Source organism: Azospirillum brasilense, from assembly GCF_005222205.1.
Classification (GTDB): Bacteria; Pseudomonadota; Alphaproteobacteria; order Azospirillales; family Azospirillaceae; genus Azospirillum; species Azospirillum brasilense_G.
Window position 1 is genome coordinate 493,610 of sequence record NZ_CP032345.1, and the last position, 26,306, is coordinate 519,915.

Annotated in this window: 26 protein-coding genes; 12 read left to right on the forward strand and 14 right to left on the reverse strand. The window is 68.7% G+C overall.

Features of this window, described 5'->3' with window-relative positions; genetic code table 11:
- The first annotated feature begins 108 nt into the window (after positions 1-108).
- Positions 109-1,059: an IS481 family transposase gene (locus D3869_RS02510; protein WP_137138824.1), complete on the forward strand. Its 951-nt coding sequence runs from the start codon at positions 109-111 to the stop codon at positions 1,057-1,059.
- Between the two features lie 21 nt (positions 1,060-1,080).
- Here the strand turns inward: D3869_RS02510 and D3869_RS02515 are convergent, their stop codons facing one another.
- The 9 genes from D3869_RS02515 to pdxH form a co-directional block, all read right to left on the reverse strand.
- Positions 1,081-2,664: a hypothetical protein gene (locus tag D3869_RS02515; RefSeq protein ID WP_137138825.1), complete on the reverse strand. Its 1,584-nt coding sequence runs from the start codon at positions 2,662-2,664 to the stop codon at positions 1,081-1,083.
- 10 nt (positions 2,665-2,674) lie between these two features.
- Positions 2,675-3,691 carry a glycosyltransferase gene (locus D3869_RS02520; protein WP_137138826.1) on the reverse strand — a complete coding sequence of 339 codons (1,017 nt, stop codon included), beginning with the start codon at positions 3,689-3,691 and terminating at the stop codon, positions 2,675-2,677.
- A 146-nt stretch (positions 3,692-3,837) separates the two neighbouring features.
- Positions 3,838-5,109, reverse strand: coding sequence for an SLC13 family permease (locus D3869_RS02525; protein WP_137138827.1), 1,272 nt, complete (start codon positions 5,107-5,109; stop codon positions 3,838-3,840).
- A gap of 81 nt (positions 5,110-5,190) precedes the next feature.
- Positions 5,191-6,015: an MBL fold metallo-hydrolase gene (locus D3869_RS02530; RefSeq protein ID WP_137138828.1), complete on the reverse strand. Its 825-nt coding sequence runs from the start codon at positions 6,013-6,015 to the stop codon at positions 5,191-5,193.
- Between the two features lie 194 nt (positions 6,016-6,209).
- Positions 6,210-6,443, reverse strand: a complete 234-nt coding sequence (locus tag D3869_RS02535) for a hypothetical protein (RefSeq protein ID WP_137138829.1) — start codon at positions 6,441-6,443, stop codon at positions 6,210-6,212.
- A gap of 99 nt (positions 6,444-6,542) precedes the next feature.
- Positions 6,543-7,577, reverse strand: a complete 1,035-nt coding sequence (locus D3869_RS34380) for a methyl-accepting chemotaxis protein (protein ID WP_137138830.1) — start codon at positions 7,575-7,577, stop codon at positions 6,543-6,545.
- 213 nt (positions 7,578-7,790) lie between these two features.
- On the reverse strand, positions 7,791-9,182 hold the full coding sequence (locus tag D3869_RS02545; RefSeq protein WP_137138831.1) for a methyl-accepting chemotaxis protein: 1,392 nt from the start codon (positions 9,180-9,182) through the stop codon (positions 7,791-7,793).
- Positions 9,183-9,344: 162 nt separating this feature from the next.
- On the reverse strand, positions 9,345-10,280 hold the full coding sequence (locus D3869_RS02550; protein WP_137138832.1) for a cation diffusion facilitator family transporter: 936 nt from the start codon (positions 10,278-10,280) through the stop codon (positions 9,345-9,347).
- 33 nt (positions 10,281-10,313) lie between these two features.
- Positions 10,314-10,925 carry a pyridoxamine 5'-phosphate oxidase gene (gene pdxH / locus D3869_RS02555; RefSeq protein WP_137138833.1) on the reverse strand — a complete coding sequence of 204 codons (612 nt, stop codon included), beginning with the start codon at positions 10,923-10,925 and terminating at the stop codon, positions 10,314-10,316.
- Between the two features lie 181 nt (positions 10,926-11,106).
- On the opposite strand from pdxH, the gene D3869_RS02560 reads away from it, so the two are divergent.
- From D3869_RS02560 to D3869_RS02585, 6 genes are all read left to right on the forward strand, one after another.
- Positions 11,107-11,562, forward strand: a complete 456-nt coding sequence (locus D3869_RS02560; RefSeq protein WP_137138834.1) for an RT0821/Lpp0805 family surface protein — start codon at positions 11,107-11,109, stop codon at positions 11,560-11,562.
- Positions 11,563-11,610: 48 nt separating this feature from the next.
- Positions 11,611-12,570, forward strand: a complete 960-nt coding sequence (locus D3869_RS02565; RefSeq protein ID WP_137138835.1) for a DnaJ C-terminal domain-containing protein — start codon at positions 11,611-11,613, stop codon at positions 12,568-12,570.
- Positions 12,571-12,707: 137 nt separating this feature from the next.
- Complete coding sequence (ftsH, locus tag D3869_RS02570; protein WP_137138836.1) at positions 12,708-14,486, forward strand: ATP-dependent zinc metalloprotease FtsH; 1,779 nt, start codon at positions 12,708-12,710, stop codon at positions 14,484-14,486.
- Between the two features lie 111 nt (positions 14,487-14,597).
- Entirely contained in the window at positions 14,598-15,395 is a 798-nt protein-coding gene (locus tag D3869_RS02575) for a substrate-binding periplasmic protein (RefSeq protein WP_137138837.1), read from the forward strand.
- Positions 15,392-16,966: a SpoIIE family protein phosphatase gene (locus D3869_RS02580; RefSeq protein WP_137138838.1), complete on the forward strand. Its 1,575-nt coding sequence runs from the start codon at positions 15,392-15,394 to the stop codon at positions 16,964-16,966. The genes D3869_RS02575 and D3869_RS02580 overlap by 4 nt, the downstream gene beginning before the upstream one ends.
- Positions 16,967-17,103: 137 nt before the next feature.
- A complete protein-coding gene (locus D3869_RS02585; protein WP_137138839.1) occupies positions 17,104-17,835 on the forward strand; it encodes a response regulator transcription factor in 732 nt (243 codons plus the stop codon).
- A gap of 54 nt (positions 17,836-17,889) precedes the next feature.
- Here the strand turns inward: D3869_RS02585 and D3869_RS02590 are convergent, their stop codons facing one another.
- The 4 genes from D3869_RS02590 to D3869_RS02605 form a co-directional block, all read right to left on the reverse strand.
- Complete coding sequence (locus D3869_RS02590; protein ID WP_137138840.1) at positions 17,890-18,939, reverse strand: sensor histidine kinase; 1,050 nt, start codon at positions 18,937-18,939, stop codon at positions 17,890-17,892.
- Positions 18,936-19,334 carry a DUF1987 domain-containing protein gene (locus D3869_RS02595; RefSeq protein WP_137138841.1) on the reverse strand — a complete coding sequence of 133 codons (399 nt, stop codon included), beginning with the start codon at positions 19,332-19,334 and terminating at the stop codon, positions 18,936-18,938. The genes D3869_RS02590 and D3869_RS02595 overlap by 4 nt, the downstream gene beginning before the upstream one ends.
- 26 nt (positions 19,335-19,360) lie before the next feature.
- On the reverse strand, positions 19,361-19,924 hold the full coding sequence (locus D3869_RS02600) for a SiaB family protein kinase (protein WP_247877333.1): 564 nt from the start codon (positions 19,922-19,924) through the stop codon (positions 19,361-19,363).
- 155 nt (positions 19,925-20,079) lie between these two features.
- Positions 20,080-21,855 (reverse strand): ATP-binding response regulator, encoded by a 1,776-nt coding sequence (locus D3869_RS02605; protein ID WP_137138842.1) that lies wholly within the window; start codon positions 21,853-21,855, stop codon positions 20,080-20,082.
- 295 nt (positions 21,856-22,150) lie between these two features.
- Here D3869_RS02605 and D3869_RS02610 point away from each other — a divergent pair, with 295 nt between their 5' ends.
- The 5 genes from D3869_RS02610 (at position 22,151) to sugE (ending at position 25,090) form a co-directional block, all read left to right on the forward strand.
- Positions 22,151-23,200: a hypothetical protein gene (locus tag D3869_RS02610; RefSeq protein ID WP_137138843.1), complete on the forward strand. Its 1,050-nt coding sequence runs from the start codon at positions 22,151-22,153 to the stop codon at positions 23,198-23,200.
- A gap of 19 nt (positions 23,201-23,219) precedes the next feature.
- Positions 23,220-23,792, forward strand: a complete 573-nt coding sequence (locus tag D3869_RS02615) for a hypothetical protein (RefSeq protein ID WP_137138844.1) — start codon at positions 23,220-23,222, stop codon at positions 23,790-23,792.
- Positions 23,789-24,334, forward strand: coding sequence for a hypothetical protein (locus D3869_RS02620; RefSeq protein WP_137138845.1), 546 nt, complete (start codon positions 23,789-23,791; stop codon positions 24,332-24,334). The genes D3869_RS02615 and D3869_RS02620 overlap by 4 nt, the downstream gene beginning before the upstream one ends.
- Before the next feature lie 84 nt (positions 24,335-24,418).
- Complete coding sequence (locus D3869_RS32970) at positions 24,419-24,592, forward strand: hypothetical protein (protein ID WP_175426388.1); 174 nt, start codon at positions 24,419-24,421, stop codon at positions 24,590-24,592.
- Between the two features lie 180 nt (positions 24,593-24,772).
- Positions 24,773-25,090 carry a quaternary ammonium compound efflux SMR transporter SugE gene (gene sugE, locus D3869_RS02625; protein ID WP_014240532.1) on the forward strand — a complete coding sequence of 106 codons (318 nt, stop codon included), beginning with the start codon at positions 24,773-24,775 and terminating at the stop codon, positions 25,088-25,090.
- Positions 25,091-25,103: 13 nt separating this feature from the next.
- Here sugE and D3869_RS02630 read toward each other — a convergent pair whose 3' ends face one another.
- On the reverse strand, positions 25,104-26,135 hold the full coding sequence (locus tag D3869_RS02630) for an SDR family oxidoreductase (RefSeq protein WP_137138846.1): 1,032 nt from the start codon (positions 26,133-26,135) through the stop codon (positions 25,104-25,106).
- Positions 26,136-26,306: the final 171 nt, after the last annotated feature.

Below are 26,306 nucleotides of genomic sequence, written 5' to 3' on the forward strand. Positions count from 1 at the left end.
TCCCCTGCGTAGCGGGGGAGGGTTAGGTGTGATGTTTCAGGAGGTTGTCCATTCGGCCGGAACCGAGGAAGCTGAAGTTGCGACGCTCAAGCTTTTTCGGAGGGCCGAATGGACATTCACAAGAATGCCGCACTGACCCCGCGCGGTCGAGAGATTGCGGTGCGGCGGGTGCTGGAGGGCGGCGAGACCCGCAGTTCGGTGGCCACCGAGCTGCGGGTTTCGCCGGGCACGATCAGCAAATGGTGCCGGCGCTACAAGGCCGAGGGCGTGGCCGGCCTGCACGACCGCTCCTCGCGGCCAAAGCGCTCGCCCCGCCAGACCGCCGCGGCAACCGCCGAGCGGGTCATCGCGCTGCGCCGGCAGCGCTTCACCTATGGCCGCATCACCGCCGAGCTTGGCGTCTCGGCCGCCACCGTCTCACGCATCCTGCGTACAGCCGGGCTCAACCGCCTCAAGGCGCTCGACCCACCCGAGCCGGTGCGCCGCTACGAGCGCGAGCGCCCAGGCGAGATGCTGCACATCGACATCAAGAAGCTCGGGCGTATCGGCACCATCGGCCACCGCATCACCGGCGATGCCTCCCGGCGCGCCCGCGGGGTGGGCTGGGAGTACGTGCACGTGTGCATCGACGACGCCTCGCGCGTGGCGTTCTGTCAGATCCACGCCGACGAGCGCCAGCACACGGCCGTGCTGTTCCTGGAGGTGGCGCTGGCCTATTACGCCTCGCTGGGCATCACGGTGGAGCGCGTCATGACCGACAACGGCGGCTGCTACCGCTCCAAGGCATTCCGGACCGCCTGCAAGCGCCTGGGCGTCAAGCACATCTTCACCAAGCCCTACACACCCCAGACCAACGGCAAAGCTGAGCGCTTCATCCAGACCGCTCTGCGGGAATGGGCCTACGCCCACACTTACGAGCACTCAGATCAGCGTGGCGCCAAGCTGCCGCTATGGTTGCACGCCTACAACTGGCATCGACCTCATGCTAGCCTCGGCAAAAAGACCCCCATCAGCCGAATCGGCCTGCCGATGAACAACCTCCTGACACTCCACAGTTAGGGAGGGGGCAACCGCACCCGCTCACTTCACCTTGTAGAGCTGGAAGTACCGCCCCTCCTGCACCAGAGTCAGATGCTCCGGCACCGGGTTGGCGCGGCCCGGCTCGCTGAACAGCACGTAGACGTAGCCGAAGCGCCGGGGCCAGTCCGCCCAGTAATGGTTGTCGCGCAAGCCGGGCTGGCGCACCGCGTCGGCGACGTAGCCGATGCGCGGCATGTAGGTGAAATCACCGTCCAGGTCGGCGTAGTCCGGCTTCAGCAGCAGCACCTGCTTGCCCGGATGGGTGAAGGCGATGGGCACGAGGCTGGAGCGCTCCATCAGCGCCAGAACCGGTGCGTGGTGCAGGCCGAAGGACAGGGCGCGGTCGTCGGTGAACTGGGTGGCGCGGAAGATCGACTTGTGCAGGGTCTCGTCGGCGTAGGTGGCGAGCACGGTGCTGCCCGGCTCGATCCGCTGCAGGGACTGGCGCACTTCCTCCAGCAGCGGGTCCACCTTGGCAAGCCCCACCCCGGCGTCGGCGCTGCGCAGCAGCGACAGCGCGACCACCACCGAGAGGAAGGCCGCCCGCATGGCCGATGTCGCCAGTTCCCAGCGCACGAAGCCCAACGCGACGAAGGCGATGCCGATGGGCAGGCGGCTGTCGGCGAACCAGGAGCCGAACAGGACCAGCGGCATCGCCGCGTAGACCACCAGCCCGAGCGCGATGGTGATGGCGCCGACCGGATGGACGCGCAACGCCCCGCTCCACAGCCCCCAGGCGATGCCCAGCCCGACCGCGATCCCCGTCACATAGCCGACCGTGTCGGCGTAGCCGCCGAACAGGAAGTCGAAGCCCATCAGCTTGGCCGTGCCGACCCACAGCACCGCGTCGGCGAAGCCGGACGACGGGCTCATCATCAACAGCGGCGGCACGATCAGGAAGGGCAGTCCGAAAGCCAGCGCGTCCGGCAGCGCCCGCCGCGGCTCACGCCAGCCGCCGCTCCGCCACAGCCGCCAGCCCTCAGAGGACAGCAGCGTCAGGCCATAGAGCCCGAGGGCGAACAGATGCGAGATGAACAGCAGCAGCACGATGCCGAGCGAGGCCAGCCCGCGCTGCCAGGGCGCGCGCTCCCGCATCACGATCCAGCCGGCGATTCCCCACAGGGCCAGCCCCAGCCCGAACAGGTAGTTGAACAGGCCCATGTAGGTGGACAGCGTATAGAGGAACAGCCCGGCGGCCAGCGGCCCCAGTTCCACCCGCCCCCAGACGGCGCGGTAGAGCGCGATGGAGCCGGTCACCAGCACCAGATAGCTGGCGGTGACGAACAGCCGGCTCGCCGTGTGCACGCCGATCAGCTTGGCCAGCGGCGGCACGACGATGTCCATCACCAGATTGGGGATGATCGCCCAGCGCACCATGTAGAATTGCGCCAGCGCCGGGTCCTGGTCCAGATGGGCCAGGGCGTACATGCGGGTGACGTGGTTGACGTAGTCGCCCAGCGCCGGAATCTCGAACATCCAGACGGGGATCGAGGCCGCCACCAGGATCAGCAGGGCGGCGGGCCAGACATACGCGGCCTCGGCGCGCGACGCCGCCCGACCGTCGAGGGTGTAATCCCTGAACATGCGGCCCCCCTCAGACGCTTTTCGGGAAAGACTGGGGCGGAGCGGCGGGGGCGGCCGCCGTGGGCGACGCCTGCAGGTCCTGCGGATAGCGGTTATGCAGGCCGGCCCGGTAATGGGTCCAGAAGCCGCGCAGCCCCTTCACGTCGGCGCGCCGGTGCAGCAGATAGTAGAGCGTGTATTTGACCATCATGCGGGCGATGGACTTGCGCTCATAGGTGGCGTGGATGTAGCCCATGTTGCGGAAGAAATAGGGGGCGCGGTTCTCCGGCATCTCCTCCACTGTGCCCAGGAAACCGCCGGCCAGCGGGCGCTGGGTGCGGCGGTTGCGCGGGTGGACGTGCAGGGCGTGCACCGCCGTCCCGTCGCGCAGCCCGGCCCGGCGGGCGCGCAGCGTGAACTCCCACTCGTCGCCCCAGATGAACATCTCGCGCTTGATGTTGCCGATCCGCTCGAACACGCGGCGGCGCAGCAGGGTCCCGTTGAACAGAGCGATGGTGCCCGGCACGATGCCGTCCTGCGCTGCGGCGGTGAAGGCGTCGGCCTTGGTGAAGCCCTGCATGGTGAAGGCGAGATCGCCGCGGTCCTCCGCCGCGACCACGGTCGGCCCGACGAGGTCGAGGTCGTGCCGCTCGCCCTGGCGCAGCAGTTCGGCCAGCGCGCCGGGCGCCGGGATGCCGTCGTCGTCGGTGCTCCAGATCCAGCGGGCGCCCAGTTCCAGCGCCGTGGCGAAGGCGGTGTGGTAGGCGCCGGCGGAGCCGATGTTGGCCTGCCGGACCACCAGAAGCTCCGGCATCACCGCCCGCTGCTCGGCCAGCCATTCAGCGGTGCCGTCGCTGGAGCCGTTGTCCACCACGACGATGCGGTCGGGCCGCGGCTCCTGCGCGTGGATGGCCGCCAGACAGGTCTTCAGCAGGGCCAGACGGTTGTGGGTGACCACCACCGCGACGACCGGCGTCTCCCAGGGCGTTTCCCGAGGCCGTTCCTGGGCTCCGGTGTCCAGCGTCCGGGGCGTCTGGGCTTCTGACATACGGTTTCCGTCCTTCGTCTTTTGGGCGTCTGTGCCTTGGGGCTGCACCTCGAAGAGGCCACCCCAAGTTTTTTGCTTTGCGAAGAGAGGGCAATGCCCCGGACGGAGAGGGGCGGCACCATTCGCATAGCCCATAAGGAGAAAAATCAGCTCAGACGCATCCAGCCGGTGCCCCACAACCACAGAACGGCGAATCCCATCGACAAAAGGGTCATCGGGATGCCGCAACGGGCGTGCTCCAGAAAGCCGAGCCGGACGCCGGAGGCCGCCGCCCGCTCCACCACGATAATGTTGGCGAGGCTGCCGGGGATCAGCAGGTTGCCGGCCAGCGTGGACAGGATCGCCAGCCCGTAGAGCGCGCCCTCCGGCGGCGATGGCCAGGCGGCGAGCAGCAGGATCACCGCCGGCACGTTGCCGATGCTGTTGCTGGCCGCAAGCGCGAGCGGCGTCATCACCGCCAGCCGGTCGGGCAGCCAGCCGGCGGCCTCCAGCCCCGACACGAATTCGGCGGGCAGGCCGGTCAGCTTCAGCGCGTGGTTGATGGCGAACAGCGCAGCGAAGAGGACCAGCAGGTGCCAGTCGACCATGCCCAGCATGCCGCGGGAGGCCAGCCGCCGGCTGATCAGCATCGCCCCGGCGACCAGCAGCACGCCGATCTCGTGCGGCAGGTCGGTGGTGAACAGGCCGAGAAGCACGAGGGTCGCCACCACCGCCTTGCCGAGCTGCGCCCGGTCGAGCGTCACCGGCTCGGCCCCGCCCTGCCCGGCCGCGCCATCGTCCGGCTCGCCGAAGCGGCCCCGCCAGGCGAGCCACACCACGGCGTAGACCACCAGGAGGCCGACCAGCGCCGGCACCCCGCAGACCGCCAGGAAGCGCCAGAAATCCAGATGGCCTATCTGGCCGATCAGGATGTTCTGCGGGTTGCCGATCACCGTCGCCGCCGACCCGGCGTTCGCCGCCCCGGCCAGACCGATCAGATAGGGCCGCGGGTCGAGCCGGCGGGCCAGCAGACCGACGCAGAGCATCGGCGTCATGGCGAAGACCACCACGTCGTTGGCGAGGATCGCCGACAGGCCGCCGCCCACCGCCACCGTCACCGCCAGCAGCCGCGCCGGGGAGCGCGCCGCCTGCGCCACCCGCAGGGCGCACCAGTCGTAGAAGCCGCTGGCCGCGTACTGGGCCGACAGCACCATCAGCCCGAACAGGATGAACAGGGTCGGGAAGTCGATCGCCTCCGTCACCTGCCCCGATTCCAGAGCCCCGACGGCAAGCAGCAGGATCGCCGCGACCAGGGCAATGCCGGTGCGGTCGATGCGCAGGCCGGGAAAGCGCCCCAGCGCCATGCCCACATAGGTGACGACGAACAGCGCGACGACCGTCAGCGTCATGGGCGGGACGGCCAGGAAGGGAATGGGCATGGATGGGGGTTCGCTGCGGGGTGGTGGAAGCCCCTCTATAACGGCCCGACACCGGGTCAGACCATAGGCGCCAAGCCGAGGTCAGGCCAGCGTGACCGTCATCCCTTCCCGCGCGGCGAAGCAGTCCGGGAACACCGCCTGGGCCGCCGCCTCGATGGCGGTCATGGCGGCGTCGTCATGGTCGGGGTCGTGGTGGAACAGCACCAGCCGCTTCACCCTGGCCGCCTGGGCCAGCCGGACGCCCTCGGTCCAGGTGGAATGGCCCCAGCCGATGCGGTTCTGCCATTCCTCGTCGGTGTAGGTGCTGTCGTAGAGCACGAGGTCGGCGCCGTCGATCAGGTCCAGGATGTTGCGGTCGGGGTGGCCCGGCACATGCTCGGTGTCGGTCACATAGGCGAAGGACTTTCCCAGATGCTCGATGCGGTAGCCGGTGGCGCCGTCCGGATGGTTCAGCCGTGCCGTGCGGACCTGAACCCCTTCGCCCAGCGCGAACTGGTCGCCCGCCGTGATCTCGTCGAAGACGATGTTGCTTCCCATGGTGCGCATCGGCACCGGGAACAGCGGGCGCTCCATCTGCCGGGCCATGGCCGCTTCGATGCCGGGGGTGCCGTTCAGATGGCCGGAGACGATGCGCAGGTGGAAGCCCTTGCTGTAGGCCGGGGCGAAGAAGGGAAAGCCGCAGATGTGGTCGAGGTGGGTGTGGCTCATCAGCAGGGTCGCCTCGCTGGCCCCCTCCTTCAGCAGGCGCTTTCCGAGCATGCGGATGCCGGTGCCGGCGTCGATGACGATGCGCTGGTCGCCCGCCTGGACCTCCACGCAACTCGTGTTGCCGCCGAAGCCCATATGGGACGGCAGAGGGCAGGAAACCGTGCCCCGCACCCCCCAGAAGGTCACCGAAAAGCCCATACCGCCCTCAAGACAACCGATCTCCGGACCACCGCACCGCATCGAGTGGGCTGGCGGGGACCGTTAAGACGGCATTTTAGCATGGTTTTCGGCTTACGCGGTGATCACCGTCACAGCCCCGCCGGTTCCAAAGAGGGAGCCCGCCCCCTTCCGGATTGGACCTGACCGATGGCCTGGGGTCCGTCGGCGTAGGGTCAGCTGGTCCACAGGATGCTTTCGATGAACCGCTCGCAGGATCGGCGATGGAAACACCCGGCGCATCCGGCGTCCGAGCAGGGAAGTCCGGCCTTCAGAACGGTCAGCCCGTCCACCAAACGATCCTTCGTGGCCTGATCGATGACGTCCGCCACCAGCACGTCGCGGATCGCCTCCGCGACGAGGTCGTCTTCCTGTTCCGGTACGGTCACGATCTGCCTGAGAGCCTGCATGCGAAACACCTTTCCGTGGCTCAACTGCACCACGGCGGTGTTTCGCTAACATTTCAGACGCGACCTTCAAAAGATTCGAATTGCTGCAATCCGACACGCTTACTCGCAATGACTGACGGAGTCCTGGACGATCACTCCAAACCAGCCGAGTCCCTTGTAGGTTTCATAGCCCGGCGTCACGGCGAAGCCGACCACGCGCCCCTGGTCATCGGCATAGCTCCCCTGCCCCTGGGCACCGGTGCGCAATGGGAAGCTCTCCGTCAGGACGCCCCGGCGGTCGGACGCGGCGATCACGCGGTGACGGCTGTCCAGCAGGAGGCAGCGGGTCCGCGAACGCTCCTCGTCGGTCAGCCGGACGGAGTCGAGCACGCCCTGCGACTGGGGCTGCCAGTCGAAGAAGACGCCCAGGACGCCGATGACGGCGCCGCCCTCCTCCCCGCCGGCCCGGATGGCCGTGGCGTAGGTGGCGACGGTGGCGCGGTCCAGAAGCTCGTTGGTGCCGATGTCGGCCACCGCGAATTCGGCGCCGCTGCGGGTCGCCATCGCCTCGCGGAACCAGGATTCCGACGCGACCGACGCACCCACCGGACGGCGGTAGCGGTCGGGCCGCCCGTTCGCCAGGACCACGCCTTTGGCGTCGACGACCCAAAGGTCGAGATAGACCGTGTAGGCGCCCAGGATCACGCCCAGCCGCTGCGCGGCATGACGGCGCCCGGCCTCGGACGGATCGGCGGCGCAGTCGACCACGGCGCGGTCCGTGGCCCACCAGCGCACATCGCAGGACCGCTCGTACAAATTGCGGTCGATGATGTCGATCATGTTGAGCGCCAGATCGGCGAGCCGCCCGCCGCGCAGCTGAGAGACCAGCCGGTTGCCCAGCGTGTTCAACTCGTCGGTCTGCACCGCCATCTGGGCACGCAGTTCCCCGCCGATGCCGGTGATCCGCTCCGAGATCGCCTTGACCTCCTGGGCCACCACGGCGAAGCCGCGTCCGGCCTCCCCCGCGCGCGTCGCCTCGATCAGCGCGTTGAGCGCCAGGATCTTGGTCGTGTTCGTAACGGCCTGGATCTCATCCATCTTGCGCGTGGCGAGATCGGACACGGCACGCGACAAAGCCACGATTCGCTCGGGCATGAACATCACCTCCCAGGATCATCAGTGATGACGCCCGTGGATGACCGAACGACCATGTTTGTCCGGTTCAGCCGACCATCCGCAACCCACCCCGGCCGCATTCAATGGATGCAATCGTGAAACCGCAACACTCAATGGTACCCAATTCAAAACTGTTCAGGCGGCGGCGCCATCGGCCTCACGGCACGCCCCGGACGGCGGGCGTGCCGCCGCTCAGACCTTGTAGGCCAGACGCAGCCCGCCCCAATGGCGGCCGCGCACGGTGATCGGCGCCGACACGTCCTTCATCAGGGTGTATTTCCCGCCGCCCATGTCGCGCCGGTAGGTCTGGAGCAGGAACGGCTTCATGCTGCGCCCCGCGGCGAGGCCGACCCGGTCGTTGAAGATGCGCCGATTGCGGCAATTGGCCGCGTTCCAGGTGGGGTCGCTCCCCTGGGGCTGGCTGAACTTACGGTTGTGGGTCGGCAGATAGCCGTTCGAATCGACCGCCACGCAGAAGACGATGCGCTCGCTCTGCCCCAGCAGCGAATCGAGCACCCTCGGCAGCACGCGGTCGCAGAACTCGGTGAAGCGGGTCATGTGCTGCTGCGGATTGGAGCCGGGAATGGGCTGGTAATTGCTGTCGAACAGGTCGCCTTCACGCACCTCGCCGCGCGACAGCGCGTCCTCGAAATCGGCGGAAATGCGCGACGCGGCGTCGGTGACCATGCGGATGAAGGGGGTGTCGACCGTCTCCACGTCCAACTCGGCGGTGATGCCGATCAGCCGCTCGCTCATCCCGACCAGCGTGTTCACGCGGTCGCGCGCCTGGGCCAGATTGTCGCTGGACAGCTGCACGCCGACCGCGAGGTCGTCGATCTCGTGCTGAAGCTCGTCGCAATTGGCGCCGATCTCGGAGGAGGCCGCGTCGATCTTGTCGGTCTCGCCGTTCAGTTCCGACATGGCCCGGCCGACGGTCTCGATGACGGCGCCGATGGCGGTGGTGCCCTCGCTCACCGCCCGGGCCTTGCCGGCGCTGGACGCGCTTTCAGCCATCAGGCGCTGCGCCTGGTCGTTCAGGTATTTCAGCGTGGCGTCGATCTCCGTCGTCGCCTCGCTGGTCTTCTTCGAGAGGGCCTTGACCTCGTTCGCCACCACAGCGAAGCCGCGCCCGGCCTCCCCGGCGCGGGCCGCCTCGATGGTGGCGTTGAGCGCCAGCAGGTTGGTCTGCTTGGCGATGACGAAGATTTCCTTGGCAACCCGCCCGACGCGGTCGAGCGCCTCCTGGAGGCCGGCGATCTGGCCTTCGATGCCCCCCACCGCGGCGACGAGGGCATGGATGTCATCCATGGAGCGCTGCACCCGGTCGTGGGAAGATTCGACCTCCTGCCGGGCCTGCTCGGTCACGGAACGCGCCACGGTCGCGGCGGCGGAGATGCGCTGCGTGCTCTCCGACATCTTGTTTCCGGTGCCGCGCAACTGCGCGAAAACGTTGGCCTGATGGCCGAGGCGGCCGTTGACCTCCTCCACATGGCCCGCGATGTCCGCGATCTCGATGCCGAGATTGCCCGCTTCGGTGGCAATGTCCGCGATCAAATGAGAGCGGCCGCCGAACGCACTGTCCATTTTTCCGCCATCCGTTTCACAAGAATGCGCAGAGCGCTAAAATCCAATGCAATTATTACCGAACCCTTACAAATGCGCAACGAAGGAAGGGTCATTCTAAAAGGCAATATGCTCAATTATTGCGCTTCGGTAACCCGCTCGCAACCGAAGGCGGAGAAAGCGTCAGCCGGCACCGCCCTCGGTGCCCTGGCCCTCGGCAATACGGTGGTCCAGCCGATCGTCCTGAAGACCGGCGGGCTCCTGGTGGATCAGGACCTCGGCGCCGGGGAAGACGTCCTTCAGGCGGTTTTCCACCCGGTCGGTGATGTCGTGCGCCTTGGCGACCGACAGCGATGGGTCGAGTTCCAGATGCAGTTCGATGAAGGCGCCGACGCCGGAACTGCGCGTGCGCAGGTCGTGCATCCCCACGACGTCCGGCTGTGCCGTCACCAATGCCGCGATGCGCTCCCGCTCCTCCGCCGGAAGCTCCCGGTCCATCAGGACGTTCAGCGCCTCCCTCGCGACCTTGCGGGCGCCGTAGAGCAGGAAGGCGGCGATGCCCAGACCGAACAGCGGATCGAAGGCGCTGATGCCCGTCCATCCCGTCAGCAGGATCGCCAGGATGACCGCCGCGTTCATCAGCAGGTCGCCGGAATAATGCAGCCGGTCCGCCCCCACCGCGACCGAGCCGGTGGCCGTCACCACATGGCGCTGGAAGGTGATCAGGCCGGCGGTCAGCAGGATGGACAGCAGCATCACGGCGATGCCAACCGCCCCCTCGCCCACCGGCTGCGGGGTGATGAGGCGGCGCACCGCCTCGATGGTCAGGAACAACGCGGAACCGCCGATGAAGGCGGCCTGCGCCAGCGCGGCCAGCGCCTCCGCCTTGCCGTGGCCGAAGCGGTGCGCCTCGTCCGGCGGGCGCAGCGCCGTCCGCACCCCCAACAGGGTCACCACCGAGGCCATCATGTCGGTGCTGGAATCGATCAGCGACGACAGGATGCTGACCGAGTCGGTCGCCAGATAGGCCGCCAGCTTCGCCAGGATCAGCGTGAGGGACACCGACACGCTGGCGTAGGTGGCGTACCGGCGCAGCCGGTGCGAACGCGATTCGCTCATAAGCGTCTTCTTATGCGGTGACCCTCCGGTCCTTTACGGGAAAAGACGCTCCGTCGTCCAGCGCGCCGGCTCCGCCGCCGCCGGGTCGCCCTCGCGCAGGTACAGAATCCGCTCATGCAGGCGGAAGGGCCGGTCCTGCCAGAACTCGATTCGCCGCGGCAGGATGCGGAAGCCGGTCCAGTGCGGCGGGCGGGGCACGGCGCCCAGGCCGAACTTGGCGGCGAACTGGGCGACCCGCTTCTCCAGCTCCCACCGGCCCTCCAGGGGGCGCGACTGCTGCGAGGCCCAGGCGCCGATGCGGCTTTCCCGCGGACGGCTTTCGAAATAGGCGTCGGCTTCGGCGTCGGACACCTGCTCCACCGCGCCCTCGACGCGGATCTGGCGCTTCAGCGTCTTCCAGTGGAAGCACAGGGCGGCGTTGGCGTTGGCCAGAAGCTGCTCGCCCTTGCGGCTCTCCGTGTTGGTGTAGAAGACGAATCCGCGCGGGTCGATGCCCTTCAGAAGCACCATGCGCAGCGACGGCGCCCCCTGCGCGTCGGCGGTGGCCAGGGCCATGGCGTTGGGATCGTTGATCTCGCTGCGGGTGGCCTCGTCCATCCAGTCCTGGAACAGGGCGTACGGGTCCCGGTCGTTGGATTCGCTCATTGTCCCCTCGTAGCGCGGCCGTCGGCCCATGGTTTCAACGTTGGGTTTCGGCGCCGGTCACAGCGTCTTCCCAGTTCACAAATATGCCCAATTCACAGATAGGATAGCCTCGCATATATGAGTGTCCACCGGTGCGCCAGTAGCAAGGCATGCCGGCTCCCAACCTTTCGAGGCAGCATCGATGTTCGTGAAGAAGCTCGTCCCGGCGGCGATGGCGATCGCCCTGCTTGCGGGTTGCGTCAGCACCTCCAAGGAAGCCACCAAGAACGCGGAGACCGTCGGCGGCCGGATCTCGTCGACCTATGGCAGCGCGTCGGGCAAGGTCGCCTCCTCGGGCACCGGCCCGCTGCTGGGCGCCTTCATCGGCGGTGCGGCGATCGAGCCGTCGGACGCCGCCGCCGCCGAGACCGCGGCCAAGCGCGCCTACGCCGCCCCGGTCGGCGAGAAGATCGGTTGGACCAACCCGGCGACGGGCCATTACGGCTCGCTGACCACGACGCGCGAGGGCTACAACAACGCCGGTCAGTATTGCCGGGAGTTCCACCAAACGGTAACCACAAAGAGCCAGACCGAATTGGCCTACGGAACCGCTTGCAAACAGGCCGACGGTACGTGGAAGATTGTCGCCAATTCGTAATGCCGTATCCCCGGGCTTCGGGGTGGAATAACTCTGTCCGTGGAAAGCATGCGTGACCCTTATCAAATCCTCGGCCTCACCCGCTCCGCGAGCGCCGACGACATCAAGAAGGCGTACCGCAAGCTCGCCAAGGAGTTCCACCCCGACCTGAAGCCCGGCAACGCCGCGAACGAGGAGCGCTTCAAGGAAATCTCGGCGGCCTACACGCTGCTGTCCGATTCCGACAAGCGCGCCCGCTTCGACCGCGGCGAGATCGACGCCTCGGGCCAGGAGCGGCATCACGGCTTCGGCGGCCGCTCCCGCGCCAACGCCGGGCGCAGCCGCGCCTACAGCGGGGCCGGCGGCGCCGGGGACGATTCCTTCTTCGGCGGCGAGGATTGGTTCTCCGACCTGTTCGGCGGCGGGCGCAAGCGCGGGGGGCCCGGTGGCGGCGCCGCGGGCGGGGCTGCCGGCGGCGGCTCGCGGTCGCGCGGCAGCGACATCAACTATTCGGTCTCCGTGCCCTTCGTCGAGGCGGCCCAGGGCACCAAGCGGCGCATCAGTCTGTCCAACGGCAAGAGCATCGACGTCGCCGTTCCGCCGGGGACCGAGGATCAGGCGAAGCTGCGGCTGAAGGGCCAGGGGCTTCCCGGCGCCGGCGGCTTCGGGGCCGGCGACGCCATCGTCGAGGTCCATGTCGAGGCGCACCCCTTCTTCACCCGCCAGGGCGCCGACATCCATGTCGAGGTGCCGATCACCCTGAACGAGGCGGTTCTCGGCGCCACCATCCGTGTGCCCACCGTCAGCGGTCCGGTCGCGCTGAAGATCCAGCCGGGGGCCAACACCGGCTCCACCCTGCGGCTGCGCGGCAAGGGCGTGATGAACCAGGCGACCAAGCAGGCCGGCGACCAGTATGTGAAGCTGAAGGTCGTCCTCCCCGACCCGCCCGACGCGGAGTTGGTCAAGTTCATGGAGGAATGGTCGCGGACGCGCAGCTACGACGTGCGCAAGAAGGCCGGGCTGGAGTGACTCCGGGCCATTAACCCTCTCGTTACTTTTGGGTCAAAGAAAAGTCCTGGACCGAATGCGGTTGATGCGGGGCGGTGGCGCCTTCATCAATGATGGCGATGTGCCGGAAACGGTTTTCGCTGCTTTCGTAGGACGCCATGCCGCCGATCCCGAAAAAGTACCTGACCGCCCTCGCCGTTGTTGCTGCGCTTCTGCTTGGATGGTTCGCCTTCGCGGCCTGGACCGACTACACGCGCGACGGCGCCGAGGAGATCGCGACCTACAGCGACTTGGTGGCGGCGGCCGAACGGGGGGACATCGCCTCGGTCACCTTCCGCGGCGACGGGGCGCACGCCGTCACGCCGGACGGCCAGCGGCTGCGCGCCGTCGTTCCGGTCACCGACGACCTGCTGAAGGAGCTGCGCGGGCGCAAGATCGCCATCGCCTTCGAGGAGGAGGCCGGCGGGCTGGTCTCCGGCACCGTTTCGGTCCTGGAGAAGCTGGCCCCCTTCCTGGTGATCGGCCTGCTGATCGGCGCGCTGCTGCTCAGCGGCGGGCAGTTCCTCGGCGGCAACCGGGCCACCCGCGTCCGCCCGCGCGACACCGGCACCGTCTTCGCCGACGTCGCCGGGGTGGACGAGGCCAAGGACGAGCTTCGCGAGACCGTGGAGTTCCTGCGCGACCCGCGGCGCTTCGCCATGGCCGGCGCCCGCGTGCCCAAGGGCATCCTGCTGGTCGGCCCGCCGGGCACCGGCAAGACGATGCTGGCGAAGGCCGCGGCCGGCGAGGCCGGGGTGCCCTTCTTCACCGTCTCCGGCTCCGACTTTGTCGAGATGTTCGTCGGGCTGGGTGCCGCGCGGGTGCGCAGCGTCTTCAAGACGGCGCGGGCCGCCGCCCCCTGTCTGCTGTTCATCGACGAGGTCGACGCCCTGGCCGGCAAGCGCGGCGAATCCAACTCCCATTCGGAGCGGGAGCAGACCCTGAACCAGCTCCTGGTCGAGATGGACGGCATCGTGAACGGCGGCGAGGTGGTGGTGATCGCCGCGACCAACCGCGCGGAGATGCTGGACCCCGCCGTGACCCGGCCGGGCCGCTTCGACCGCCACATCCACGTCGCGCTGCCCGACGTGGCGGGGCGCGAGGCCATCCTGGGCGTCCACACCGGCCGGCTGCACCTCGCCCCTGACGTCTGCGTCCGCACGGTGGCGCGGGGCACGCCCGGCTTCTCCGGAGCCGAGTTGGCCAACCTGACCAACGAGGCCGCCCTGTCCGCCGCGCGCAACGGGCGCGTCATCGTCGGCATGGCCGATTTCGAGGCGGCGAAGGACCGCGTCCTCATGGGCAACGAGCGGCGCAGCCTCGCCCTCTCCAGCCACGAGCGGCGCCTGACCGCCTATCACGAGGCCGGTCACGCGCTGGTCTCCATCCGCTGCCCGGAGGCCGATCCCATCCACAAGGCCACGATCATCCCGCGCGGCCGCGCGCTGGGCATGGTGGTGCGGCTGCCGGAAGGCGACCGCGTGTCGGTGTCGCGCGCCAAGCTGCTGGCCGACATCGCCGTCGCCATGGCCGGGCGTGCGGCGGAGGATCTGGTCTTCGGCCCGGACGCCGTCACCACCGGGGCGGAGGCCGATTTCCGCGCCGCCACAGATCTCGCCCGCCGCATGGTCACCGCCTGGGGGATGAGCGACGCCATCGGCTATGTCGCCCACGCCGGCAACGACCCCGCCGTCGTGCGCTCGGAACGCACCGCCTGGCGCATCGATGAGGAGGTCCGCCGCATCACCGACGAGGGGATGGAGCGCGCCCGCCGCATTCTCGCCGCCGACCGCGCGGCGCTGGAGCGGATCACCGCCGCCCTGCTGGAGCGCGAGACGCTGAGCGGTGACGAGATCGGCGCGCTGGCCGAGGAAGAACGGGAAACGGAAGCGGCCTGATGGTAAAATTATTCTTTCACATTCAATGACAAAGATTGCTGCATACGCGCATACATTGGTAAAATGCCGTGGATTTTTCGCACAGCCGTGCGAACAGCATCGGGGCTGAGGATGGCAGAAGCGGTTGCCCGCCGGACGATACTGGCCTTGGCGCTCGCCGGACTAACGGCGGGCGGCCTTCCGTCGTCCGGCCTTGCGGCAACCGCCGACTCCGCGACCGCTCCGGTGACCGTCAAGGTCGGCGGCTACGAGTTCCCCCCCTACGTCACCGAGTCCGGCGGCGGCGTCACCCAGGCCCTGCTCGACCTTCTGAACGCGGAGCAGAGCGACTTCCGATTCGAACTGGTCCGCACCTCTCCCCAGCGGCGTTACGAGGACATGGAGCGGGGCCGCTTCGATATGATCGCCTTCGAAAGCCTCGCCTGGGGCTGGAAGGGGCGCCCCGTGGAGGCTTCGCGGGTGTTCCTGCGCGACGCGGAGGTGTTCGTCGCCAAGGCCGGTCCCGGCATGGACCAGAGCTACTTCGACCGGCTGGACGACAAGACGATCCTCGGTCGGCTCGGCTACCATTACGCCTTCGCCGGCATGACCGCCGACCCGGAGGTGCTGGAGAAGCGCTTCAACACCCGGCTGACCGTCACGCATGAGGGCAACGTGCGCAGCGTCGCCGCCGGGCGCGCCGCGCTGGCCATCGTCACGCGCTCCTTCCTGGCGCAGTTCCTGAAGGCCAACCCCGATATGGCCCCGCTGCTTCTGGTGTCCGACCGCACCGATCAGATCTACGAGCACACCATTCTGGTCCGCCGCGACGGTCCGGTCGGCATCGCCTGGATCAACGGCACGCTCGACCGGCTGGAGCGCAGCGGCGCCCTGCCGGCGCTGTGGGCGCGGCAGGGAATCAGCCCGTGACCGAGCTGCGCTCCCTCGCCGTTGGACGGCACGACCGTTCGCTGCTGACCCGCATCGGCAGCGTCATCCTGGTCACCGCCGCCGCCGTGGGGATGGTCGCCGTGGCCGTGTCGGCCAACATCGTGGAACACCAGCAGGTCTCGGCTCTGACCAAGCGGGCGCAGCTGGTCGCCGCCATGCAAACGGACGCGCTGGCCAACCCGATCTGGGAGATCGACGACCGCGCCGTCCGCAACATCATCGATTCGCTGCGCGAGCGCGACCCGGCCATCCTCGCCGTCTCCGTCTTCGAGCCGGGGCGCAGCGAACCGATGGCGGTGTCCGGCGACCCCAGGACCTCCGCCGATTCCACCACCGTCGAGAAGGTCATCGATCTGCGGGGGCGCGACGGGGTGACCCGGCAGGTGGGAACGCTGCGCCTGCTCTATTCGACGGAGGAGGTCCACCGCAACACGCTGGAGGCGCTGCTGCCGGTGGGCGGGCTGCTTCTGCTGTCCCTGATCACCGCCATCGCCATCATCAGCGTCATGCTGAACCGCGTCGTGCTCCGCCCGCTGCGGCGGCTGACCCAGGCGACCCAGGCGGTGTCCCGGGGCGACTACGGCGCCCGCCTCGCCACCGAGCGGGAGGATGAGATCGGCGTCCTGACCAAGACCTTCAACCGCATGGCCGAGACCGTCCAGGACTACACCCAGACGCTGGAGTTCCGCGTCCAGGAGCGGACGGAGGCGCTGGCCGACATCAACCGCCGCATCATGGACAGCATCAACTACGCCCAGCTGATCCAGTCCTCCATCCTGCCGAAGCCGGAGGTTCTGGAGGGCGGGCTGGCCCAGCACTTCGTCCTGTGGCGTCCGCGCGACGTGGTCAGCGGCGACTTCTACTATTACCGCGAGGTAGAGGACGGCTTCCTCATCGGCGTGGCCGACTGCACGGGCCACGGCGTCCCCGGCGCCTTCATGACCATGACGGCCAGCGCGGTGCTGAACAACGTGGTGGACGGCATGGGCGCCGCCGATCCCGCGGCGCTGCTCGGCATGGTGGACGGCAAGGTGCGGGCGGCGCTGCATCAGGACGGCGACGCGGCAAGCTGGGAGGGCGGCTTCGACAACGGGCTGGATCTGGCGCTGTGCTACGTCCAGCCGGCGCGGCGGCGGCTCGTCTATGCCGGCGCCCGCCTGCCCCTGGCCATCGCCGGGCCGGGCGGGTTGACCGAGATCCGCGCCGAGCGCCGCAGCCTGGGCTACCGCGCGTCCGGCCCCACCCCGGCCTTCACGAATCACAGCCTGGACCTGCTGCCCGACCAGACCTTCTACATCTGCACCGACGGGCTGACCGACCAGTGCGGCGGGGAACGGGGGCGGAGCTTCGGCAAACGCCGGCTGCACGGCGTGGTGGAGGAGTGCAGCGCCCTGCCGCTCGACCTGCAGAAGGAGCGCATCGAGGCCTGCCTGTCCGGCTTCCAGGGCGACCGCCCGCAGCGCGACGACATCACCATGATCGGCTTCCGGGTCCGGCTGGCCGACGATCCGGCGGCCCCGACGCGGAACACCCTGTGGGAAATCGCGTAACTACCCTTCGAAAGATTGCGTAATAGTGCAGCAGGGGGCCGTTGCGGGCCGAAGTCACTCGATTTACCATTCGACTTCATATAGTTTCCGCGCCGGCCCTATGAACAATAAGCACCGGTAACGGGGGAGCAGAGGGGATGGCGGCCGTTACGATCGTTGTCGTCGAGGACGAGGCGTCTCTGCGACGTGACATGATCGAGTACCTGCGCAGTTGCGGCTTCGACGCGATCGGAGCGAAGAATGGACGCGAACTGGACGAGCAGATCGCGTCACGCCCGGTATCCTTGGTTGTTCTGGACGTCAACCTTCCGGGCGAAGACGGGTTCAAGATCGCCACGCGGCTGCGCGAGAATCCCGCCATCGGAATCATCATGGTGACCGCCCGCGGCTCCACCGTGGACCGGGTGGTCGGGCTGGAACTGGGGGCCGACGCCTATCTGGTGAAGCCCGTCGAGATGCGCGAGTTGGAAGCCCAGGCCAAAGCCCTGCTTCGCCGTCTGGAGACCAGCAACGGCACCACCGCACCGCTGTCTCCGCAGTCCTCCGGCCCGCCCGCAACGGACGAGGCCAGCTGGATCCTGGACGCCACGGCCTGGGCGTTGACCAGCCCGGCGGGCGTTCGCGTCAGCCTGACGAGCATGGAGATGAAGCTGGTCTCGCTGCTGGCCGGGCAGGCCCGCCAGCCGGCGACCCGCGACCAGATCTCCGTGGCGCTCTACAACCGCCGCTGGAACCCCGACGACCGTTCGATCGACACGGTGGTCGGGCGTCTGCGCCATAAGGTGGAAAACGCCATCGGCGAAACCGCCCCGGTCAAATCGGTCCACGGCGTCGGCTATGTGTTCTCCGCCCCAGTCCGGGTGGTCTGAAGTCCGGGTGGTTTGAAATCCGGGTGGTCTGAAATCGGGGCGATCCGGCGCCGCTCAGGCGGGCGCGTCGTCCGGAGGAGTGCTTCTCGGAAAGGTCAGGACGAAGCGCGTTCCCTGCCCCGGCGCGCTGTCCACCGAAATCGTCCCCTTCAGCGCACCGACCGCCAGATTGTGCACGATGTGCAGGCCGAGTCCGCTGCCTCCCTCGCCGCGCCGGGTGGTGAAGAAGGGGTCGAAGATGCGGGGCAGGTGGTCGGCTGGAATGCCCCGGCCATCGTCGGTGTAGACCAGCCGCACGGTGCCGGGCTCCGGCTCCTGCACAGTGATCGACAGGGCGCCGCCCTGCCCCTCCGCGCCCTGCGCGTCGACGAAGGCGTGGGTGACCGAATTCATCACAAGGTTGGTCAGGATCTGCGACAGCGCACCCGGATAGCTGTCCACCACCAGCCCGTCCGGGCAGGAGACGGAAATGCCGTGCCGGCCTTGGCGGAGCTTCGGTTCCAGACTGACCAGAGTCTCCTGGATATAACGGTTGAGGTTCACCGCCCGCCGCTCGGCGCTGGCGCGGTCCACCGCCACCTGCTTGAAGCTGGCGATCAGCTTGGCCGCCCGCTCGCAGTTGGTGAGGATCAGCGCCGTGGTGTCGGTGGCGGTGGCGAGATAGCGGGAGAAGTCCGCCTTGCTCAGCTCGCCGGACTGGGCGCGCCGGCGCAGCCCGGCGGTGGCGTCGGACAGGTGCGACGCGCAGGACACCGCGATGCCCACAGGGGTGTTGATCTCATGCGCCACCCCGGCCACCAGGGCGCCCAGGGAGGCCAGCTTCTCGGCGCGGACCATCGCTTCCTGCGCCTCGCGCAGATCGGCCAGCGCGGTTTCCGCTTCCTGCCGGCGGCGTTCCAGCTCCTGGTTGGCGGAGCCGAGCTGCGCCTGCAGCCGGTCGCTGACCCGGACCAGCCGGCGTTGCTCGCGCGTGCTGCGCTGGAACGCCTCCACCAGAGCCTCGAAGTCGGCGCGCAGTTCGGGCGCGGCGGCGCCCAGCCTCTCACCCAGAAGGCGGGCCTGCTCGATGGCCAGCTCCTCAGCGGCGAAGAGGTTGAAGGTCATGGCGCCCCGTCTGCGGGAATCTGTTTCAGGGTGAAGGCGACGTGGTGCAGATCCTCGGCGAAATCCTCGCCCAGCTCCTGCATCGAATCGTCGTTCTCCTCGTAGCACCAGGTGACGGCGATGCTGCGCCCGTTGCCGGCCGCCGTCTCCAGCATCTGGAAGATGTTCATCAGGGCCTTGGCGCTGGAGCTGTTGAAGTACAGCAGTTCCATGTCGAAGCGGATCGGGTGGCCGCCCGCCTCGGCGAGGAAGGCGCGGAGAGCGGCGAAGATCGGGCCGAAGAAGGTCGCGACGTCGTCGGGATAGGACTCGCCGCTGAGGCGGAGCACGCCCTGGGCGAAGTCGAAATCGACTTCGGGCGTCCGGCCCGTCGCGGGCAATTTCAGGGATTCCATGGTCGTCCGGATGTCCACAGCCGCTTTCAGATCCGAGCCTTGAGACAGAAGAAGCTTTTGCCTTCGTCCATTTCGAGGAAATCATACTCGATGGGTTCGCTGGCGCGGCGTGCGATCTCGATCAGCCCGATGTTGGCGCCCCGCGCGCCCTCTTCCGGGGTTTCGCGCAGCTGCTCCCGGTAATAGGTCTTGATGGCGTCCTTGTCCAAGCCCTTCAGATATTCGAGCCGGTCGCGCAGGCGCGGCACATCGGCGTTGTACACGGTGTTGCCGCAGACGATGAAGACCTTCCCGCCTTCCATGCCGATGGTGACCATCCCGGCGCTCAGCTCGACCGGCTTCTCGCGCGCGCCGGTCATCTTCTCGGCCGAGTAACGGATGATGTTCTGCATCTGCTCGACAAAGACGGCGAAGACCCGGCGGACCGTCGGGCCGTCGGTTTCCTCCAGGGTCATCTTTTCCCGCAACGCCTCTCCCAGGGAATAGAGTATCCCCTCGGACAGATAGCCGCTGAACGAGAAGATGATGCCTTTTTCGTCGAGGTCCCGTTTGATCCCGGCATATTGCTGAGCGAGCATAATGGAGTCCACGGTTCTTCCGTTGGAGTGCGAAAAGGCCGCCCGCCGCGTCAGAAGGGTCCGGAGCGGTTTCCGGCAATCGCGTCGGCCTTGTTATGAGCACGTTACATTTCCGTCCGCCGCGCTGGAAGGATTATCAAGGGAAGGCGGCGGCCGACCGGACGCGGTCAGCTTTTCAGCGGGAGACGGACACGGAAGACGCTGCCCTGCCCGACCGTGCTTTCGACGCTGATCGAGCCGCCGTGCAGCAGGATGATCTGCCGCACCGTGTGCAGCCCTATGCCCGTCCCCGGCACGCCGGCCGAACCGGTCCCCCGGTAATGCCGCTCGAACAGCAGGGGCAATTCGTGCTGCGGGATGCCGCGCCCCTGGTCGGCCACCTCGACCACCGCCATGCTGCCGTCCATCCGACCGCGCACGGCGATCCGGCAGTCGCTGTCCGAATATTTGAAGGCGTTGTTCAGCAGGTTGCTGAACAGCATGCCCAGCAGATGCCCGTCGGCCATCACCACGGGCGGCAGCGGATCGAGATCCAGGTGGAAGTCGCAGCCGGAATAGGCGGTGCGGAAGGGTTCGGTCACCGAGCGCAGCAGCGCCCTCAGATCGACCTCGGCCCGCTGCACCCTCAGCGTCCCGGCCTGAAGGCGCTCGTCAGTCAGATGGGTGTCGATCAACCCGGTCAGGCGCTGGACGCTGCTGCGGATGACGCGCAGCCGTTCCAGCGAGTCCGGGGTCTCCCGCTCCGCCCGCAGCGTCAGCATCTGGGCGGCGCTGTCGATGATGGCCAGCGGCGTGCGGAATTCGTGGCTGACCATGGTGACGAACTGGCGCTGCTGCTCGCGGGCGACCAGTTCGGCCTCCAGCGCCCGCTCCACCCGCTCCTTGGCGGCGACCAGGGCGGCCTGGTTGGCGGCCAGCTCGGCCGTCCGCTCGCCGACGCGCCGCTCCAGCGACTGGTTCAGCGCCACCAGATCCTCATAGAGGCACACATTGTCGAAACCGATGATGACGCGGGCGCAGAACAGCTCCAGCAGACGGTGATCGTCTTCGCGGTAGGGCTCGCTGCGCTCCAGGGCGAAGACCGTCGTCCCGTGCTCCCGCGTGCGGAAGGCGAGGACGCAGCGGGCCGACCCGAAACTGCTCTGCTGCGTCTCGAAGGCGGCGACCACCTGGGCGGTCAGATCGGGCTCCAGGGCGTCGGAGGCGGGCCGCCCGACGAACCGCGCGAAGCGGCCGGAACCGGCGACCAGGGCGGCCCGCGTCTTGCCGTCGCCGCGGTCCACCATGCGGCAGGCCAGAATGGCGCCGCCGCTGTGGTCCACGACCTTGCTGAGCTGGTCCACCAGCTCTTCCACCAGCGTTCGCATGGAGCGGGTTTCGAACAGCGGGGCGGAGGCGGCGAGGATGCGCTCCAGCCCCTGGCGGTGCCGCTCGATGGTGACGATGTCGCGCCACGCCCGCAGGCCGCTGACCAGCGTGGTGAACAGGCGCTGGGCGGTGAGTTCGCTCTTGGCCTTGTAGTCGTTGATGTCGTAGGCGACGACCACGTCCCGTTCCGGCGCCTGTCCGGGCTGGCCGGTGCGCAGGATGATGCGCATGCGATGGTTGTTCAGATCCTCGCGGATGAAGCGGACCAGACGCAGGCCGGCGTCGTCCGTCTCCATCACCACGTCGAGCAGCGCCACCGGAATGTCCGGGCGGGTCAGCAGGAGCGACCGGGCGGCCGCGGCCGACAGGGCGCTGACCACCTCGAACGGCCGGTCTTCGAACTCGAAATCGCGCAGCAGCACCTCGGTCATGGTATGGACCTGGGGATCGTCGTCGACCACCAGAACGGGCCACGGGTCCGCCGGCCGGGCGTTGGCCGTGGAGTCGTCGGCAAAGCCGTCGTCGGGTCCGAACAACGGTTCGTCGTCCAGACCTTCGTCCATATCCTGGCCCATGCTCTCCTCCACGCATGACCTACCCAAATGGTTCCGCATCGACGGACAAGGAAGGCACCAAAGCGGTACGAGACCTAAGCCGACCCGTCCAGGGGTGTAGCAAATTGTCACAAAACGTCATGCATTAGAGGAACCCAGCACGAATTTGGGCCGATTCTGCCCTTTGATGCATACCCAAGTATTACTGTAATCTTTTATACTCTCCGAAAACGAGGGAGTTTGCCCGCGTATGGACATGGACACCAAGGGCGGGGACCTCAAAAATGGGGATTCCAATGGCAGGAGCTTGGACGGCATGACCCCGAGCACCACGACCCTGGACGGCACGAGCCGGGACGGCGCACCCGCCGGACGGTACGCGGCGTTCCGCCGGTTCCTGTCGCGCTTCGACCACCGCCCCGGTGCGTCGCGGGCTGCGGACCGGCCGGCCGGGCTGCCGGTGCGCGCCATGCTCCTTGGCCTGCTGTCCAGCCGGCGGCAGGCGCACACGCGCCGGCTCTGGGCGCGTTGGCTGGAGCCGGTGATGCTGCGCGACCCGGTCCTGCTGTCGGTCGCGGAGCCGTTGCCCGGCTGCATCCGCGTCCTCGACACCGCCGGCTGGTGGCCGGCCCTGTCGCGGCGCATGGATGACCTGCCGGCCACCGTGCAGAACCGTCTGGACAACCGGCTGCGCGACGGCGCCCTCGACCGGGTGCTGACCTCGCCGGAGATGGTGGACTGGGCGGACGTTCTGCGCGACCGCTCGCTGGCCGTCCTGGACGCGCTGCGCACCGACCCCGCCGCGCTCGCCCTGTTCCTGGAGGAGGCCAACAGCCACCGCATGCGCGCCGCCAGCACCCTGGCGATTCCCGGCGGAGTGTCCATGCTCCGGCCGCTGGACGGCATGGACGTGGACACGCTGGCCGCCGCGCTGCGCCTGTCCGACGGATGGCGGACGCTGGGCCGGCGGGCGCCGGACATGGAGATCGACGAACTGCTGGCCTGCGTGCGCGGCGCGCTGGCCAACGACAGCGTCCCGCCGGAAGCGATGGCCCTGTTCGCGGTGGCCGGACTCTACACCCGCCGCGACCCGCTGCTCGGCGCGGCGCTTCGCGCGCTGCTGCCCCTGCCTCTGGTCGATGCCGCCGCCGCGTGGTTGACCGCGCACAGCGAGGAGACGGACGGCGGCGTCTTGGGCCGTCCCGCGCCTGGCGGCGGTCCGGCGCGCGGTTCCGACCGCGGCCTGCGGGAGCTGTTCGAAGCCGCGCGGCGGACCGGACAATCCCGCAACCCGGCGCCCGCCGAACGGCTGGGGCTTCCCATGGCCGGGTCGGCTGGCGTTCCCGGCGCTCCGGGGGTGCGCTGATGGTCGGGATGGTGATGCGATGAACATGGACACCTTCGCCCTCGCCGTTCTGGTCCTGTGCATCGGCGCGCTCGGCCTGTCCGTGGTCTACGAGGCCTCGCGCCTGACCACCACCGGCAGCCGCAAGGCGCTGGTGCGGCGGAAGCTGGAGGCCCAGGCCGCCGATCTCGCCGCCCTCAACCGCCGGATCGAGGACGCCCAGGCCGAAAGCGCTTCCCGGCAGGAGTCGCTCGACCGCCTGATCGCCGAGCGCGGGCGCCTGACCGGCCTGATCGCGTCGGTCAAGGCGTCCAAGATCGCCCTGGTGCATGAGATCGGCGACGCGCAGAGCGGTGCCCAGCGCTATGAGAGCGAATTGCGCACCGTCCCGGATTTCGCCCGGCTCGATCCCCGGCGCATGCTGTTCGCGCGGGCGATCTGGGACCGCCGGAACATCGCCCGCGTCTGGGCCGACACGCCGGACGCGGCGGCGGCGATGCTCCAGCGCGCCTTCAGCGCGCGCAACGGCGTCCTGTCCTCGCGGCCCGAGACGATCCCACTGATCCCGGCGGGAAGCGGGGCCAACGACAGCGGGCGGCCGGTGTCCCCATGACGGCGATCATCCTCTACGGGGCGCTGCTGCTGCTGGCGGCCAGCGTCCTGGTGAACCGGATGGGCGAACGCCGCGTCCGCGCGGCGCGCGACGAGATCGCCACCGTCGAAAAGGACATCCGGACCATGGAGCAGCGCCTCCAGGAGGCCAGGAAGACGCTGGAGACGACACGCGGAGCGCTGGGCGGCCTGGAGGAGGCGCTGGCGGACGCCAAGCGGCAGGCCGAGGTCCTGGAACGGCAGCTCGACGCGGTCCAGCAGGCGCCGATGGAACTCTTCCACGTCTTCGACCGGCTGGAGGCTCGGCCCGGAACCATCTGGGAGGTGGCGGTCCGCCGCGCCCCCGACGCGCTCTTCACCAGCGGCGCCATGGCCGCCTCCTGGCGCGACGGGCGGGCCTATCTGGTCGTCGCCGCCAACCAGAAGGAGGCGCTGGACCGCATCGCCCAGCGCTTCCCGCGCGTCAACGGCTACGAGATCGGGCCGGTCCTGACCTGCCGCCTGTTCCTGCCCAAGGACGCGGCGGAGCGCAAGCGGGCCTGAGCCATCCTGTGAGGCCCGCCACAGCGCGGGCGGAACACCACGGCTAGAGTGGAGCGAACCACCCTTCCAACCCTGGTGACCGCCATGCCCCGCCGCACCGCAACGCCCTCCCAGCCTTCCTCCCCGTCGCAGCCGGCCACCCGCGAGCGCCCCGCGTCCGGCTTCACCGTCCTGCCGCTGGACGACCGCCGCTGCCCGCGCCGCGAGGTCGCCATGCTGTGCGAGACCGACAGCGGCCATCGCTGGGACGGCGCCTGACCAAGGGCGTTGACCAGGAGCCTTGACTACGGGCCTTGACCGGACCGCCCGCATCCCTATATCCCGGTCGCCCTCCCGTGAGGACGACCTCATCACGGCACGCCCCGCCATGTCACATCCATGTCGGGCGTGGGGAGTTCGGCGGGGACGACCCTGCCTCCAATCCATCGGAGGTGTTCCGTGTCCTGGGTCATCCTGTTTTTCGCCGGCCTTTTCGAAATCGGCTGGGCCGTCGGCCTGAAGCAGACGGAGGGGTTCACCCGTCCCATTCCCACCGCCCTGACCGTGGCGTCGATGGTCATCAGCCTCGCCCTGCTTGGGATGGCGCTGAAGTCCCTGCCGCTCGGCACCGCCTACGCCGTGTGGACCGGCATCGGAACGGTCGGCACGGTCATTCTGGGCATCCTGCTTTACGGGGAATCCGCCGACATCCTGCGGCTCGGCTGCATCGCGCTGATCGTGGCCGGCATCCTCGGGCTGAAGCTGATCACGCCCTGACCCATCGCCGCCATCAGGCGCGTTCCTTCCGCAGGGCCGCGCGCGCGGCGTAGCCGATCCCTCCGGCCACCACGAGGCCGGCGAGGAAAGCGAAACCGCGGGCGGCGGTTCCGGTGGTGCTGAGCGACAGGCGCTCCTCCTGCCCGGTGAAGCGCCCGTGCGTGCGGTGCAGGCCCGGCACCGGCTCGAACAGGTTGTCGGGCCGGCCGGGCGCTTCCGCCTCCTCCGTCTCCTGCCCCTCGAAGGCGGTGAAGGCCACCCGGTAATCGGCGTAGGCGGGCAGCGCCTGCGTGCCGAGGATCGCCTCGGCGGTGGTGAAGCCCAGCCAGTGCTCCCGCTTGGGGTCCGCCGCGGCCCGGACGATGGCCCGGCCGATGTCGTCCGGGTCGAAGATGGCGCCGACCGGCCGCGCCCGGCGCGGCATGTGGCTGCGCGCCCAGTCGAACTGCGGCGTGTTGACGGCGGGCAGATGGACCATGGTCACTTGCAGGCGGCTGCCGTCGTGGATGAGTTCGGAGCGCAGGCTGTCGATGAAGCCGCGGATGGCGCTCTTGGCCCCGCAATAGGCGGCCTGGAGCGGGATGGAGCGGTAGGCCAGCGCCGACCCGACCTGCAGGATGAGGCCGCGGTCGCGCGGCAGCATGCGGCGCAGCGCCGCCAGCGTGCCGTGGACGGAGCCGAGGTAGGTCACCTCGGTCACCCGCCGGACTTCCTCCGGCGTCAGGTCGCGGATGCGCCCGAACACCGTCACCATGGCGTTGTTCACCCAGACGTCGATGGGGCCGAGCGTGCGTTCGGCCTGCTCGGCGGCGGCCTCCACCGCCTCGGCGTCGGCGACGTCGGCGGGCAGCACCAGCGCCGTGCCACCGAGCCGCTCGACCTCCGCCGCCACCGCCTCCAGCGCCACGCGGGAACGGGCGATCAGCCCGACCGCCGCGCCCCATTCCCGCGCGAAGGCGAGCGCCGTCGCCCGCCCGACCCCGGCGGACGCTCCGGTGACGACGACGACGGGCCGGGTCCGGCCGGCAACGGGATCGGTGGACATGGCGGCAGGGCTCCATGGACGGACATCGACGCTGTCCCAACCCGTCCGAAGCCCGCCGGTTCCGCTAACGCCTAAAGCGAACTTCCGTTCGCTTTAGACTCACATCGCCTCATTCTTAGACTCACATCGCCTTATTGGCTGGCGGGCTCCGGTCGCATGTGCGACCGGGAC